The following is a 13,998-nucleotide window of genomic DNA, read 5'->3' as shown; positions in this document are numbered from 1 at the left end:
CACCAATCCAGATCGAGCCCGCCGGTTTCGGTCCTGAGGGTACCGCCGACGGGCGCGCTCCCAAGGTCCCGTCGCTGTGAGTTCCCGTACTCACCGCCGGGATGACATCTCGCGACTCCTACGAGCGGGTGGGCTTCAGGCCGTCGAAGAGGACGGCGAGGCTCTGGTCCAGGACCGCGGCCGGGTAGTCGCCGGTTTCGGCCGCCATGCTGGCGCCTCGCAGCAGGGCGAGCACCTCGGGCAGGCCGATGTCGGACCGGACGGTGCCCGCGCGTTGGGCGTTGTGCAGCAGGTCCGCGATCGCCGTGCGCATCCGCGCCTGCTGCTGCGTCTGCCCGGCCTTGATGTCGATGCCGGCGCCGCGCAAGGCGTCGGTCAGGGGCTTCTTCCGCCCGGCATCGGCAACGATCTGGGCGAAGAAGGTGAAGAACGCGGTCTCCGGCGCCGCGGTCGCCTGCAGCCGGGTGGCCTGCTCCAGGAGCAGGTCGACGCGGCTGGTCACGATGGCCTGGTAGAGGGCCTCCTTGGTGGCGAAGTGCCGGTAGAGCGTGCCGACACCGACGCCGGCCCGGTGGGCGATCTCGTCCATGCGGGCGGACAGCCCGTGCTCGTCGAGGACGGCCTCAGCCGCCTCCAGCACCTTGGCCCGATTGCGCGCGGCATCCGAGCGGATCACGCCGCGCTCACCCGTCCCGTTGACAAGCGGAATCCAGGTTCCGTATCTTTAAGCGGAATCATGATTCCGATTCTACCGGGGGAAGCATGCACACCTTGGCATTGGGGCGATCCGGCCTGCGCGTCTCCGCGGCCGCGCTGGGCACGATGAACTTCGGCACCGACCCGCAGGCGCCGACACCCGAGCCGGAAGCCCACCGCATCGTCGGTGCGTTTCTGGACGCCGGACACAATCTCATCGACACCGCGGACACGTACCGCGGCGGAAGCAGTGAGGAAATCGTCGGCCGGGCCATCGCATCGCGCCGTGCCGACGTCGTCCTGGCCACCAAGGGGGCGGCACCGCAGGGTGCCGGGCCCAACCGCCGAGGCCTGTCGCGGGTCCATCTGACCCGCGCACTCGAGGCGAGCCTGCGCCGGCTGGACACCGACTATGTCGACCTCTATCAGTGCCACGTGGCCGACCCGGACACCCCCATCGAGGAAACCATGGCGACGCTGGACGGCTTCGTCCGCGCGGGCAAGGTGCGCTACATCGGCTGCTCCAACTTCACCGCCGCCGGCATCGTCTCCGCCCAATGGGCCGCACAACGCGGTGCCGGGACGCCCTTCGTCAGTCTGCAGGCCAACTACTCGGTCATGGCCCGCGCCATCGAGGCCGAAATCCTGCCCACGTGCGTGCAGAGCGGCCTCGGCGTTCTCGCGTACAGTCCGCTGGGCAGCGGCCTGCTCGCCGGGCGGTACCGCCGCGACACCCCGCCGGAGCCCGGATCCCGGCTGGCCGAGTGGGCCGGCATGCCGAGCCCCATGGCCCGCGACTTCGTGGCAGGCGTGCTCGCCCCACGACATTTCGACATCGCCGACGAGGTCACCGCCGTCGCCACGGCGCTGCACACCACCACCGCCACCATCGCCCTGGCCTGGCTGGCCCGCCGGCCGTCGATCACCTCCGTCATCCTCGGCCCCCGCACCGCCGACCAGCTGACCGCCGGCCTGGCCGGCCTCGCGTTCGACCTGCCGGCGCAGGCCGCCGCGCGCCTGGATGCCGCCGGCCAGTTCACCGTCGTGCCACCGGCGAACGGGCAGCACCGCGCGGCCTGACACCCGCAGTTCACGAACGCGCATCGGGTCGGGCGTTTCGAAAGCCATTGACAAGCGACGAAGTCCGTCGGAACACTGGGCACATGGCCGGGCACCACCTGTCCGGCGCGTCGCTCGCCGTGGCCGCCACCGGCGACACCCAGCTGCGCAACAACGTCACCTACCTCGTCGCCGAGCTCGCCAAGTGCCAGGCCAACGCCGGCGCCGCCGGGTTCCGGCGGCGACACCATTGTCGTGACGCTACCGATGGCACTGGCGCTCACCTCGACCCCGGACGACCCGACGGTCCAGTCGGTCAGCTACGGCCCGGTGCTCCTGGCCGGGCAGTACGGCGCGTTCAGCCAGGGCCCCAACCCTGGCTCGCCGCCCGCACCCAGCCCACAGGTCCTGCAACACCTGCCTTCGCTGGATCCGGCGTCCGTCGCGCCGGCCGGGACCCTCACCTTCACCGCCCGCGCCGACAGGGCGACGGTCACGCTGCGGCCGTACTTCGACACCCACAACCAGCACGGCGCCGTCTACTGGACCAACCCCACCAGGTCCGGGTACGTCCGGCTGCGCAATCGCCGCAGCGGCCTCATCATCGGCGTCCAGGACATGTCCACGTCGGACGGTGCGCCCGCGCTGCAATGGGACGACAGCGGCACCGCCGACCACGGCTGGACGTTCGTGCCCGACGCCGACGGCGCCTTCCGGATCCGCAACCAGAACAGTGGCAAGGTCCTCGGGATTCAGGACGCGTCCACGGTACGCGGTGCGGCCGCCCTCCAGTGGAACGACAGCGGCACCCGCGACCACCTGTGGCGCATCCTGGTGACCGGCAACGGCGACCAGTTCCGCCTGCTGAACGTCAACAGCAACCTGATCCTCGGCGTCCAGGACGCGTCCACGACGGCCGGCGCCACGTGCCTGCAATGGAACGACAGCGGCACCGCCGACCATTTGTGGCGCCTGCGCTGACCGTCAGGAAGGGGCGCCGCCCTCGTGCGGCGCCCCGACGGCCCTCGCCCGCCGCCGGTTGACCAGCCGCTCAATGATCCAGCTCATGCCCAGGCAGTACAGCCAGGCCATGAGCACGGGCACGGCGAGGTCCATGGCGATCCCCATCTACTCGACCACGCCGATGACGTTGGCGTTGGGGACGGTGCCCAGGCAGCGGGAGTCCACGGAGACGGCACGGCTGTCGCCCATGACGAAGACGTGGCCGGCCTCGACGGTGACCGGCCCGAACCGGCGCGACGCGCACTTGCCCGCCTCGGGCGAGACGTCGAGGGAGGCGTTCTCGCCGAGGTACGGTTCGTCCAGCCCGACCCCGTCGACCGTCACCCGCCCGTTGACGTCGCAGCACGCGATCACGAACCCTTCGACCGCGATCACCCGCTTCACCGACTTGTCGTCGCCCGGCCCCCACTTCTCCGGGTTGCGGAAGACCACCACGTCGCCGGGCGTCGGCTTGTAGGTGCCGGCCTTCACGACCTTCGCCGTGAACGGCTGGTTGGCCCGCAGCTTCGGCTGCATGGCGTCGGTGCCGACCGAGTACTGCTTGGTCTTCGGCCCGTCGGCCACGCAGCCGGCGAGCAGCAGCACCGCGCACAGCAGGATCCGGGTCCGCATCCGCGGACGATACACCGCCGGCCGTCGCCCATGTGCCCGCTTCGGCGGCCGCGGGGTCACCGCACCAGGCGGCGCAGCGCCACGCGGGCGACCGGCAGGTAGCTCGCCACCACCGGCGCGAACCCCTCGACCGTGAGCCCGGTCCGCGTGCCGGCGGCGGTGGCTTGGACGGTGTGCCGGAGCGCCAGTCGTACCCCGGCCACCGACACGATCCACGACCAGGTCCGGAGCGCATTGCGCCCGTCGACGTCGACGACCTGGAAACGGACCCTGAGCCCGGCCGGTCCGTGCACCACACCGGACGTCGCCGGTCGCAGGACCTCAAGCGGATAGTCGACCGCGCGGATCTGCGGCGACCACTCCGGCCAGCGTCCGGGCCGCACGTAGCGGTCCCAGACCTCGTCCACGTCGCGCGGCCCCTCGACGCTGATCTCCCGCCGCAGCGTCATCCATCCATCATGCGCTCGACCCGGTCGCCGTGCTCGAGGCGCAGGACGTTCGTCGTGGTGGGTTGGTGCACAGGCTGGTGCTGCAGCGTGCACCGGTGGCAGCTTGTGGCCCGGGCGGGTCCGGAGCGGGTCCGCCGGGTGATCCGTGGCGCCACCGGTTCGGTCGATGACCGGACGGACGTGACGAACGGTACGGTCGAGCCGACAACCGGTGACCCAGTCCACGAACGAAAGGCGAACGTGAACGGATCGCCCAGGGACAAGCTCGCCCTGCTCGCGCGGGACGCGTGGGTCGGGGCCGGGGTGCGGGCGGCCGCCGAGGCGCTGCTGCGGGACCTGCCGCCGGTGGCCGAGGTGGCCAGGGTGCCCGATCCGGCCGAGGCCGGCCGGGGCCGTGACCTGGCCGATCAGTTGGTGCTGCGGCTGGGCGACGAGACCTTTCCCGACGACCTGACGCCACTGCGCGGGCTCGACGACGTGGCCGTGCGTGAGCTGCTGGACGACCTGGTGGGGCGGCTGCTCGGCTGGCCCCGGTCCGAAGCAGCGTTGCAGCTCGCGGTGCGGCGGGTCGCCACCGTAGCCCGGGCCACCGGCGGGTTCGCCGGAATGCCGGCCATCACGCACGCCCGCCGCGAGGCTGTCGCGGTGGCGCTGTCCTTCGTGGCCGCCGACGACCTGCTCGCCGCGGTGCTGGCGGTGGATGATGAGGTCGCGCTGGAGGCCGGGCTGCGGGCGCTCGCGCGGTCGAGCAGGCACGTGGGGCGGCTGGAGACCGACGTCGCGCTGCGGCTCGGGTGGGACTTCCAGCGGCTCGCCGATGCGCTCGTCGACGGTCTGCCATGGGCGCGTGGAGTGTCCTTGCAGGGGGGAGCCAACCAGGCTGTGCCGGAGGACGCTGTCGACCCGGCCGACGTGGATCCGTCACGGGCGCTGCGCAGCGCCCATCCGCTGCTGGGGGCGCCCGCCCAGGTGGTGGTCGCCACGCCGTTCTTCCTGGAGGTCGGGCTCTCCGCGGCGGACACCTCCGGCGGCGGCACCGTCGCTCCGGGGCCGCTGACGTTGCCGCCCGGCGACGTCGAGGTCACCGTGAGCCTGGGCCTCGACGGCTTCCGGACGCTGGGCATGGTGGGCGAGACCGTGGCGCTGCGCGTGGTCGACGGGGACCCGCTGCCGGTCGAGGCGGTGCGCATCATGGCTGTCGACGACCCGGTGTACAAGGCGACCCGGCAGATCCAGGCCAGCTACCACATCGGTGGGCAGCTGCTCGGCGTCGCCTGGCGGAGCGTCCAGGTCCGGCCGGCCGGCGCGCCGGAGCGCGGCACCGGTGCCGCCCTCAACGCCGCGGACCCGCCGCGCGGTGCCGAGGCCACCGTCGACGCCGCGGACCCGCCGCGCGGTGCCGGGGCCGCCGCTCACCCGCCACGCTTTGCCGTGGCCGCTGTGGACGCCGTGGCCGTCGTGGACGCCGTGAACCCGGAGCCGGAGGACGTCACGAGCGCGTGGACGCTCGACGCCAACTCGGCCGACGCCGCCGACCTCTACCTGCTGGTCGGCGAGGCCAACCGGCCCGACATGCTGGCCTGGACCATCCTGTCGCCGCGACCGGGGGTGGCACCGGCGCGGCCCGCCTACGGCAAGGTCGGCGACGCGACCGCCCAGTTCGTCGCCAACGCCTACCGCAACATCGACCGAGGCCAGGTCCAGCTCGACCTGTTCCTGCGCGACCTGGGCCGGACCGTGGCCGACGCCATTCCCGGCGAGGTGTGGCGCGCGCTGAGCCGGCTCGGACCCGGCGCCGCGGTGATGCTGGCGACCGCCGACCCGTACGTGCCGTGGGAGCTAGCCCAGCTGCCCAGTGACCTGCGGCGGCCCGGCCAGGACGTGCTCGGCGGCTACGCCGACGTCGGGCGGTGGCTCACCGGCGTGCACCGCAACCAGGCCAAGGTGCCCCCGGCCAGGCTCGACGCCGCAACCATGACCACGGTCTCCGGCGAGTACACCCGGGACGACCTCCCGCTGGCCCGCCAGGAGGCGGCGGAGCTGCGGCGTGCCTACGGCGCCCGGGCGGTCGAGGCGACGAAGCCCGCGGTGACCGCGATGCTGCGCACCGGACCGGCCCCGGACATCGTGCACTTCGCGATCCACGGCAAGTTCGACGCGTTCGGCATGAGTGACGGCATGCTGCTCACCGACGGTTCGTACCTGACCTCCAACGAGGTGGGCGGGGCCGAGTCCTTCCGGGCCAGGGTGGTGTTCCTCAACGCCTGCCAGCTCGGGCAGGCCACCGACTCGCTGGGCCAGTCGGCCGGCATGGCCGCCGCGTTCACCGGGCTCGGCGTGGGCGCCGCGGTCGCTCCACTGTGGAAGGTCGACGACCAGGTGGCGTACGAGGTGGGCACCGGCTTCTACGAGGCGGTGTTCGGCGGCGGCTCCCCGGCAGCGTACCTGCGCGGCCAGCGCGGCGCCGAGGGGCGGCACCCGTCGCGCCTGGCGTATCTGTTCTTCGGTCACCCCCGGCTGCGCGTCACCTGGCGCGGCCCCGTCCCGGCAACGGAGGAGTACCTATGAGGCCGTTCGCGCCCGGGGAGGTGGTGGTGCTGCCCGGCGTCACCGTCACCGCCCACGAGACCGCGGGCATCGTGTCGGATCCGCAGACCGGCGGGCCGGGCGGGGTGCGCGCCGGCGGGCCGCGGGTCGAGCTGGACGCGGAGCACGCGGCGCGGATCGAGGGCGCCCTCGACGACACCGGCATGCGCATCGACCTGACCGTGACATTCGAGGAGCTCCAGTCGACCGCCGCGCCGGTCACCGGTCTCCGCGCGGAGGCGCAGCCGGCCCGCCTCGACATCACCGTGCCGCTGCCGGACCGCCCGGACGAGGCCCAGGTGCTGCTCGAGGTCGACGGCGCCGGGGTGCTGCGCTGGCACTTCGCGGAGCCGCTCACCGGCCCCGGTGCCCCGGTGCGCGGGCCGGGCGACGGGCAGACGTTCGCGGTGCCGGTGGAGCAGTACGAACTGCGCACCGGGCCGGCGACCGAGCGGGCGCTGTTCGACTTCGGCCGCCGGAAGATCCTGCACCTGCTGCGCTTCCCGATCGAGTGGGCGGCCGGCCGGGTCGCCGTCTCGCTGGCCCGGGCGTGGGAAGGGCGGCACCGGCCGTACGGGCTGTGGGACGCGGCGGCCGGGTACTTCGACCCCGCGGCCCGCCGGGAACTGTCCATGGTGGACGCGAGCTGGTTCGACGGGGTCCGCGACCCGGTGCTGCTGCTGGTGCACGGCACCTTCAGCACCGGCCACTCCTGCTTCGCCGGACTCGCCGCGGACGATGCTGCGATGCGGCGGCTGCTGGCGCGGTACGACCGCCGGGTGCTGGTCTTCGACCATCCGACGCTGCACGACGAGCCCGGGCAGAACGTGGCGTGGCTGCTGGACCGCCTGCCGGCGGACCGGCCGGTGCGCCTCGACGTGGTGGCCCACTCGCGCGGCGGGCTGGTGTCGCGGCTGCTGACCGACCCGGCGGTCGCGGCGACCGCCGGACGCCCGGCGCCGGTGGTGGAGCGGCTGGTGCACATCGCCGTGCCCAACGCCGGCACGGTGCTGGCCCGCACCGACAAGCTGCGCGCGCTGCTGGACGTGATGACCAACGTGACCACGCTGTTCCTCGACGACGTGTCGGGCTCGGCGGCCGCCCTGGTGCTGGAGATCGTCAAGGACGTCGCCACGGGTGCGCACCAGGGCCTGCCCGGCCTCGCCGCGATGAACCCGGACGAGCCGTGGCTCAAGGCACTCAACGCCGAACCGCGACCCGCGGCGACCGAGGTGTTCGCCGCTACCACCGACTTCAAGCCCGGTGCCGGCGCGGCGCTGCCGCTGCGCGCGTTGGACGGGCTCGTGGACCTGCTCTTCGCCGCACCCAACGACCTCGTGGTGCCGACCGAGGGCGTGTACCGCGCGAACAAGTACATCGTGGACGATCCGCTGCACATCGTCGGCGGCCCGCCGTTCATCGCCCACACCGGCTTCTTCGGCCACACGCTGGTCCGCGAGCGGATCGTCGGCTGGCTGGGCGGCTGAGCCCGCGCACGGCGCGGCCGACCGTGCGGCCGGGCGGCGACGGTGCCGCACGGGTCGCCGTCGACGACGCGGCCGAGCGGCTGGCGGAGGTGGCCGACCTCATGGCCGGCCCGGTGAATGCTACAGCGCCGCGGTGGCGGGCGCCGGGGCGCGGAACGTGGTGACCGCGACGGCACCGAATCCGGCGACCAGGGCCACATTCACCGCCACCGCCAGCCACGCGATGTCGGCGATGTGCGCGACCGGCCACACGAGCGCGGCGACGGCCAGCAGCGCCACGTTCCACACCGGCTGGACCCGGCGCAGCGCGACCGCGGCGAGCAGCAGCATCAGCGGGAAGCACAAGCCCAGCGGCTTGATCAGAGTCGCCGCGCCGGTTGCGTCGACCAGGTCGGTGTCGCCGAGGGACACGTGGATGGTGTTGAAGCCGTAGCCGACGTTGCCGGCCGCGCCGAGCGCGCCGACGATCAGCAGCGCCGCGGCGAGCCGGCCGCCGTCCAGGGACAGCAGGCGCACCAGGACGAGGATGTACCCGGTGGCGCCGAGCACGTGGAAGACGGCGGCCGTCGGGTCGTCCCAGCCGTTGGCGGCGTACAGGACGTCGGCGACCAGGGAGACGACCGGGCCGCCGATGAGCGAGGCGGTGAGCAACCGGTCCAGGGCAGTGCCGGGTGAGGGAGTCATGACAGTAGGGTCGCGCCGGACCGGCCGCCGGGCATCCGGGTGGACCCTCGGCACATCGAAGGGTTAACCCTGCTGTTGCCGGCCGGGTGACCTGGCACGATGCAGCATGTGACGCGCACCGCGAAACTCGGCTGGGCGGCCGCCGCGGTGACCGGCGTGCTCGTCGCGGGTGGGTTCGCGCTCGGGGTACACGTCGGCAACCTCCACAACGGACTCATCGCGGCGTGCTTCACTGCGGTCGGGTTGTACGTGGTCGGCAGGCGGCCCAGCAACCGCGAGGGCCGGCTGTTCGTCGCCACCGGCGTCGCGCACGCGGTGATGTTCGCCGGGCGGCAGTACGGCCTGTATGCCGGGCCGCTGCCCGCGGCGTCGTGGATCGGCTGGCTCGGGGTGTGGCCGCTGCCGCTGGTGCTGGTCCTGGTCGGGGTGACCGTCATGTGCTTCCCGACCGGAATGCTGCCCTCGCGGGGCTGGCGGCCGGTCGTCGGGGTCCTCGCCGTCGTCGGTCTGGTCCTCGCCGTGGTGTCGGCGTTGTGGCCGGTCGAGTACGCCCGGATCGGCCTCGTCGCCCCGCATCCGCTCGATCTTCCGGGCCGAGCGGCGGCGGGTGCGTTCTACGACGCGGCGCGGCCGGCCGGCTATCTGCTGTTCCAGCTCGTGTGGGTGTCGTGTGTCGTGGTCCGGGTCGCCCGCGCGAGGGCCGATGAGGCCCGTCAGCTGCGCTGGTTCCTCTACGCCGTCACGGTTTCCGCCGCGGTGATGGTGGTCGGACTGGCCGGGTGGGGCTCGCCGGTCCCGGGCGCGCTCACCGCACCGCTGATGGCCACCGCCGCGGGTGCCGCGATCCTGAAGTACCGCCTGTACGACATCGACCCGGTCATCAACAGGTCCCTGGTGTTCGGGGCGATGGCGGTGGTGGTGACCGCCGGGTACGCCGTCGTGGTGACCGGGATCGGCCGCCTCGTCGACGGCCACGGCACGCTGCTGTCGCTGATCGCCACCGGCCTCGTCGCCGTCGCGTTCGAGCCGCTGCGCCGGCGGGTGCAACGCGTCGCCGACCGGCTCGTGTACGGCCGCCGGGCCACCCCGTACGAGGCCCTCGCCCGGCTGTCCGCGCACCTCGCCGCGCCCGCGGGAGGGCTGCTCGACGGCATCTGCACCACCGTGGCCGACGCCGTCGCGGCGCGTCAGGTCGTCCTGTGGACCGGCCCGCCCGGCGACCTGCGCGCCGTCTCGGTCTGGCCGGCCACGGCACCGGTGCCGGCCGGGCCGCGCGCGTTGACCGACCTCGACGGCGTGCCGGTCCTGCACGACGGCGGCTTCCGCGGGGCGATCACCGTTGTCAAGGCACCCGGCGAGCCGGTCACGGCTGCGGAGCGCCGCCTGATCGGCGACCTGGCCGCCCAGGCCGGCCTGGTGCTGGAGCTCCGCGCGACCGCCCAGCGCCTCGTCGCGGCCGGCGACGCCGCCCGCCGCAGGCTCGAACGCGACCTGCACGACGGCGCGCAGCAGCGGCTGATGACCGTCGCGATGGAGCTCGGCGGCCTGGTGCGGCAGGCCACCGCCGCCGGTGCCACCGACCTGGCCGCGCAGGCCGACGGGGTCCGCGCCCACCTGCTCGAGGCCACCGCCGAGCTGCGGGAGATGGCCAGGGGGCTGCACCCGGCGGTGCTGACACAGGACGGCCTCGAAGCGGCGGTCGGTGCCCTCGCCGACCGGTCCGCGGTGCCGGTCCGGCTCCGTGTCGCCGTCGAGCGCCGGCTGCCCGCCGAGGTCGAGGCCACGGCGTACTTCGTGGTCAGCGAGGGCCTCACGAACGCCGCCAGGCACGCCGCCGCCACGGTCGTCGCCGTCGAGGTGACGCTCACCGCGACCGGTCTGGTGGTCGAGGTGGCCGACGACGGCCGGGGTGGCGCCGCGGTGCGGCCCGGCAACGGCCTCGAGGGACTCGCCGACCGGCTGGCGACGCTCGGCGCGCGGCTGCTGGTCCACAGCCCGCCGACCGGCACGACGTTGCGGACGGTGATCCCGTGCGGGTGATGCTCGCCGACGACGCGGTGCTCTTCCGGGAGGGCATGGCCCGCATCCTGGCGGACGTGGGCTTCACGGTGACCGGTCAGGCCGGCGACGGCACCACGCTGAGACGCCTGGTCGCCGCCGACCCGCCCGACGTCGTGGTGCTCGACCTGCGGATGCCGCCCGGGTTCTCCTCGGAGGGCATCGACACGGCGGCGGCGATCCGCGCGACGGTGCCGGGCGTCGGGTTGATGGTGCTGTCGCAGTACGTCGAGGCCCACCACGCGCTGCGGCTGATGACGGAGTTCGACGGCGGGGTCGGGTACCTGCTGAAGGACCGGGTCTCGGACCTGGCCGCGTTCGGCGCGGACGTCCGCAAGGTCGCCCGCGGCGAAACCGTCCTCGACCCGGAACTCGTCGCGAGGCTCGTGGCGCGCCGCCGGGAACGCGACCCGCTGGACGCGCTCACCGAGCGGGAGCGGGCCGTGCTCGCGCTGATGGCGCAAGGGCTGTCGAACGCGGCGGTGGCCACGGACCTGCACCTGGCCGTCAAGACCGTCGAGGCCCACGTCACGTCCATCTTCACCAAGCTCGGCCTGGCCCAGCACGAACGCGAACACCGCCGCGTGCTCGCCGTCCTCACCTTCCTGCGGGCCTGACGGCGGCCGGGAGCAACGGCAGCCGGACAAACGGGCCGGCACTACCTGACGCCCGGTCCGTCGGCAGGCGGCACGTCGTCGGGGCGCCTGCCCGGCTCCTGCCGTGGGTAGGCGTGCACCGGTCCGTGCACGGTGACGGTGACCGGTTGTCCCGGGTGGAACGGGGTGGTGCCGGCGGCGCGGGCACGGATCGTGGCACCGCCGGCGAGTCGCACGGTGACGACCATGTCGGCGCCGAAGAACTCGCATCCGGTGACTGTGGCGTCGGTGTCGGCCGTGGTGCCGGCGTCGGACAGGTGGAGCTGCTCGGGGCGGATGAGGATGGTGGCGTCGCCGTCGGGGCAGTGCCGGGTGAGGGGGAGGGCGCCGAGCGGGCAGTTGGCCCGGTCGTTGTCGACCTTGCCGTCGAGGGTGCTGGCCGGGCCGAGCAGGAGCGCGGTGTCCAGGGTGGCGGGCCGTGCGTAGAGCTGTTGCGGCGGGCCGGTCTGGGTGAACCTGCCGTCGGTCATGACGGCGATGTGGTCGGCCATGGACAGTGCTTCGGCCCGGTCGTGGGTGACCAGGAGCGTGGAGACGTTCTCGGCCTTGAGCGTGGCGGCGACGGCGGTCCGGGTGGCCTCGCGGAGGCCGGCGTCGAGGGAGGAGAACGGTTCGTCGAGCAGGACGAGCGAGGGTTTGCGGGCGAGGGCGCGGGCGAGGGCGACGCGTTGTTGCTGGCCGCCGGAGAGCTGATGGGGATACCGCCGGGCCAGGGATGGATCGAGGCTGACCAGTTCCAGCAGGGCGGCGGCACGGTCCCGCCGCTGGCGCCTGCCGGTGGTCAGGTACGGCAGGCCGAAGGTGATGTTGGCCTGGACGTCCAGGTGCGGGAACAGGGCACCTTCCTGCGCGACGTAGCCGATGGCGCGTCGGTCGGGCGGCAGGACCTTGCGGCCGCTGGACACGTCGGTGCCGTTGAGTGCGACGGTGCCCGCGTCGGCCCGGTCGAATCCCGCGACGATCCGCAACAGGGTGGTCTTGCCGCAGCCGGAGGGCCCGAGGATCGCGGTGAGGGATCCCCGGGCGATGTCGAGGTCGATGCCGTTGAGGACGGGCACCCGCCCGTAGCGTTTGAACAGTCCGCGGACGGACAGGGCGGTCATCGGGTGACTCCTCGGGCTGATTGGCGCAGCAACAGGTAGGCCGACGGGAGCGACAGGACGATCATGCAGACGGCGTACGGTGCGGCGGCCGGGTAGTCGATCTCGGCGGCGGCGGACCAGAACCCGGTGGCCAGCGTGTGGGTTCCGGTCGGTGCGAGGAGGATCGTGGCGGTCAGCTCGGTGGTGACGGCGAGTGATACCAATGCGGCTGCGGACAGGACGCCCGGTGCGGTGAGCGGGATGACGACGCGGCGGAACGTGGCGGACGCGGTCTGGCCGAGCGCGCGCGACGCTTCCTCGAGCACCGGGGGTGCCTGGCCGATTGCCGAGCGCAGGTTCACCATCGCTCTCGGCAGGAACAGCATCACGTATGCGGCAACCACGAGGATGGTGGTCTGGTACAGCGGCCGTGCGTAGCGGATCGAGACGGTCACCAGGGCGAGGCCCACGACGACGCCGGGGACGGAGCTGGCCAGATACGTGCTGCGTTCCAGCACGGTGGTCATCGGGCTGCGGTACCGCACTGACAGCCATGCCAGCGGGAACCCGGCGGCGACGGTGGCGGCGGCGGCGAGCGCGGCGAGTTCAGCGGTGGTCGCCAGCACCGGAAGCAGGGTGGATATGGAGTATCCCGCGGTGTCGGTGTGGCCGAGCCAGTGGGTGATGCTGTAGACGGGTACGCCGGCGGCGAGACCGACGACGGCGAGCGGCACCGCGACGGCCGGTGCGGTGAGGCGGCCGAGCCGGACCGGCGTGGCCGCGCGGGCGGCACCGGAACCCAGCCGGGCGGTTCGTGCCCTGCCGCGGGTCACGACCTCCAGGGTGATGAACAGCAGGCAGCAGCCGATGAGGACGGCGGCGAGCGCGTTCGCCGCCGTGGACGCGAACGTCGACTCGTACTGGGCGATGATCGCGGTGGCGAAGGTGGCGTACCGCAGCTGCTCGATGGCGCCGAACTCGGCGAGCAGGTGCAGCGCGACGAGCAACGATCCTCCGAGCATCGCCGGCCGCAGCTGCGGCAGCACGACCCGGACCCAGACCCTGGCCGGACCGAGGCCGAGGCTGCGACCCGTCTCCTCGAGCGCCGGGTCGAGGCGACGCAGGGCGGCGGCGACCGGCAGCAGGACGAACGGGTAATAGGACAGGGAGGTGATCAGCGTGGCCGCCCAGAGCCCGTGCAGCTCGGGGACGAGGCTGATCCAGGCATAGCTGTTCACGAACGCGGGGATCGCCAGTGGGCTGGCCAGCAGCGCCAGCCACAGGCCACGGCCCGGGAGGTTGGTGCGCTCGACCAGCCACGCCAGGGCCACGCCGGCCGTCAGGCAGCAGGCGGTCGTGGTGGCGCACAGCAGGACCGTGTTGACGAGCAGCTCACCGATGAGCGGCCGGAACACCAGCGGTTCGACGACGGCCCAGCCGACGTCGAAGCAGTAGTAGACGATGACGGCGAGTGGGATCGCGGTGAAACCCGCGATCAGCAGACCCGGCACGAGCAGGCGCAGCGGCGGCAGCGACCGGCGTCGCTGCTTGGCTGCGCCTGCTGCCGGCCCGGCGGGGATCATGGCTGGCGTCACGGCTGGAGCGT

At 73.3% G+C, this 13,998-nt stretch carries 13 protein-coding genes and 1 pseudogene; 7 read left to right on the top strand and 7 right to left on the bottom strand.

Going from position 1 to position 13,998, the window contains the following annotated elements:
- Positions 1–118 precede the first annotated feature (118 nt).
- On the bottom strand, positions 119–676 hold the full coding sequence (locus tag ACFPIJ_RS38270) for a TetR/AcrR family transcriptional regulator (protein WP_380122826.1): 558 nt from the start codon (positions 674–676) through the stop codon (positions 119–121).
- 86 nt (positions 677–762) lie between these two features.
- Here ACFPIJ_RS38270 and ACFPIJ_RS38265 point away from each other — a divergent pair, with 86 nt between their 5' ends.
- The 3 genes and pseudogenes from ACFPIJ_RS38265 (at position 763) to ACFPIJ_RS38255 (ending at position 2,736) form a co-directional block, all read left to right on the top strand.
- On the top strand, positions 763–1,776 hold the full coding sequence (locus ACFPIJ_RS38265; protein ID WP_380122824.1) for an aldo/keto reductase: 1,014 nt from the start codon (positions 763–765) through the stop codon (positions 1,774–1,776).
- Between the two features lie 47 nt (positions 1,777–1,823).
- A pseudogene (locus ACFPIJ_RS38260) lies at positions 1,824–1,967 on the top strand (beta-L-arabinofuranosidase domain-containing protein); the annotation flags it as partial.
- Positions 1,968–2,010: 43 nt separating this feature from the next.
- On the top strand, positions 2,011–2,736 hold the full coding sequence (locus ACFPIJ_RS38255) for an RICIN domain-containing protein (RefSeq protein ID WP_380122822.1): 726 nt from the start codon (positions 2,011–2,013) through the stop codon (positions 2,734–2,736).
- Between the two features lie 3 nt (positions 2,737–2,739).
- On the opposite strand, the gene ACFPIJ_RS38250 is transcribed toward ACFPIJ_RS38255, so the two are convergent.
- Genes ACFPIJ_RS38250 through ACFPIJ_RS38240 form a run of 3 tightly spaced genes read right to left on the bottom strand, consistent with a single transcriptional unit; the run spans position 2,740 to position 3,839 of the window.
- Positions 2,740–2,883, bottom strand: coding sequence for a hypothetical protein (locus ACFPIJ_RS38250; protein ID WP_380122820.1), 144 nt, complete (start codon positions 2,881–2,883; stop codon positions 2,740–2,742).
- A complete protein-coding gene (gene lepB / locus ACFPIJ_RS38245) occupies positions 2,884–3,390 on the bottom strand; it encodes a signal peptidase I (protein WP_380122818.1) in 507 nt (168 codons plus the stop codon).
- Positions 3,391–3,446: 56 nt separating this feature from the next.
- Positions 3,447–3,839 (bottom strand): SRPBCC family protein, encoded by a 393-nt coding sequence (locus ACFPIJ_RS38240; RefSeq protein ID WP_380122816.1) that lies wholly within the window; start codon positions 3,837–3,839, stop codon positions 3,447–3,449.
- 240 nt (positions 3,840–4,079) lie between these two features.
- Between ACFPIJ_RS38240 and ACFPIJ_RS38235 the strand changes: the two genes are divergently transcribed.
- Positions 4,080–6,407, top strand: a complete 2,328-nt coding sequence (locus ACFPIJ_RS38235; protein WP_380122814.1) for a CHAT domain-containing protein — start codon at positions 4,080–4,082, stop codon at positions 6,405–6,407.
- A complete protein-coding gene (locus tag ACFPIJ_RS38230; protein ID WP_380122812.1) occupies positions 6,404–7,912 on the top strand; it encodes an esterase/lipase family protein in 1,509 nt (502 codons plus the stop codon). The genes ACFPIJ_RS38235 and ACFPIJ_RS38230 overlap by 4 nt, the downstream gene beginning before the upstream one ends.
- A gap of 120 nt (positions 7,913–8,032) precedes the next feature.
- Here the strand turns inward: ACFPIJ_RS38230 and ACFPIJ_RS38225 are convergent, their stop codons facing one another.
- Entirely contained in the window at positions 8,033–8,596 is a 564-nt protein-coding gene (locus tag ACFPIJ_RS38225; protein WP_380122811.1) for a hypothetical protein, read from the bottom strand.
- 108 nt (positions 8,597–8,704) lie between these two features.
- Here ACFPIJ_RS38225 and ACFPIJ_RS38220 point away from each other — a divergent pair, with 108 nt between their 5' ends.
- Positions 8,705–10,636, top strand: a complete 1,932-nt coding sequence (locus ACFPIJ_RS38220) for a sensor histidine kinase (protein WP_380122809.1) — start codon at positions 8,705–8,707, stop codon at positions 10,634–10,636.
- Complete coding sequence (locus ACFPIJ_RS38215) at positions 10,627–11,271, top strand: response regulator transcription factor (RefSeq protein WP_380122807.1); 645 nt, start codon at positions 10,627–10,629, stop codon at positions 11,269–11,271. The genes ACFPIJ_RS38220 and ACFPIJ_RS38215 overlap by 10 nt, the downstream gene beginning before the upstream one ends.
- Before the next feature lie 41 nt (positions 11,272–11,312).
- Here the strand turns inward: ACFPIJ_RS38215 and ACFPIJ_RS38210 are convergent, their stop codons facing one another.
- Both ACFPIJ_RS38210 and ACFPIJ_RS38205 read right to left on the bottom strand, forming a co-directional pair.
- Positions 11,313–12,413: an ABC transporter ATP-binding protein gene (locus ACFPIJ_RS38210; protein ID WP_380122805.1), complete on the bottom strand. Its 1,101-nt coding sequence runs from the start codon at positions 12,411–12,413 to the stop codon at positions 11,313–11,315.
- Positions 12,410–13,987, bottom strand: coding sequence for an ABC transporter permease (locus ACFPIJ_RS38205; RefSeq protein WP_380122803.1), 1,578 nt, complete (start codon positions 13,985–13,987; stop codon positions 12,410–12,412). Before ACFPIJ_RS38205 ends, ACFPIJ_RS38210 begins: the two co-directional genes overlap by 4 nt.
- Positions 13,988–13,998 lie beyond the last annotated feature (11 nt).

Origin of the sequence: Dactylosporangium cerinum (assembly GCF_042653625.1) — a bacterium.
Classification (GTDB): domain Bacteria; phylum Actinomycetota; class Actinomycetes; order Mycobacteriales; family Micromonosporaceae; genus Dactylosporangium; species Dactylosporangium cerinum.
Note: the sequence above shows the minus strand (reverse complement) of the source record. Positions and strands in the feature narration are given on the sequence as shown.

Excerpts from the sequence above, each read along its gene's own strand:
- ACFPIJ_RS38265 (WP_380122824.1), top strand. The coding sequence starts at position 763 with ATGCACACCTTGGCATTGGGGCGATCCGGCCTGCGCGTCTCCGCGGCC.
- ACFPIJ_RS38210 (WP_380122805.1), bottom strand. The coding sequence starts at position 12,413 with ATGACCGCCCTGTCCGTCCGCGGACTGTTCAAACGCTACGGGCGGGTG.
- ACFPIJ_RS38240 (WP_380122816.1), bottom strand. The coding sequence starts at position 3,839 with ATGACGCTGCGGCGGGAGATCAGCGTCGAGGGGCCGCGCGACGTGGAC.
- lepB (WP_380122818.1), bottom strand. The coding sequence starts at position 3,390 with ATGCGGACCCGGATCCTGCTGTGCGCGGTGCTGCTGCTCGCCGGCTGC.
- ACFPIJ_RS38225 (WP_380122811.1), bottom strand. The coding sequence starts at position 8,596 with ATGACTCCCTCACCCGGCACTGCCCTGGACCGGTTGCTCACCGCCTCG.
- ACFPIJ_RS38250 (WP_380122820.1), bottom strand. The coding sequence starts at position 2,883 with ATGGGGATCGCCATGGACCTCGCCGTGCCCGTGCTCATGGCCTGGCTG.
- ACFPIJ_RS38230 (WP_380122812.1), top strand. The coding sequence starts at position 6,404 with ATGAGGCCGTTCGCGCCCGGGGAGGTGGTGGTGCTGCCCGGCGTCACC.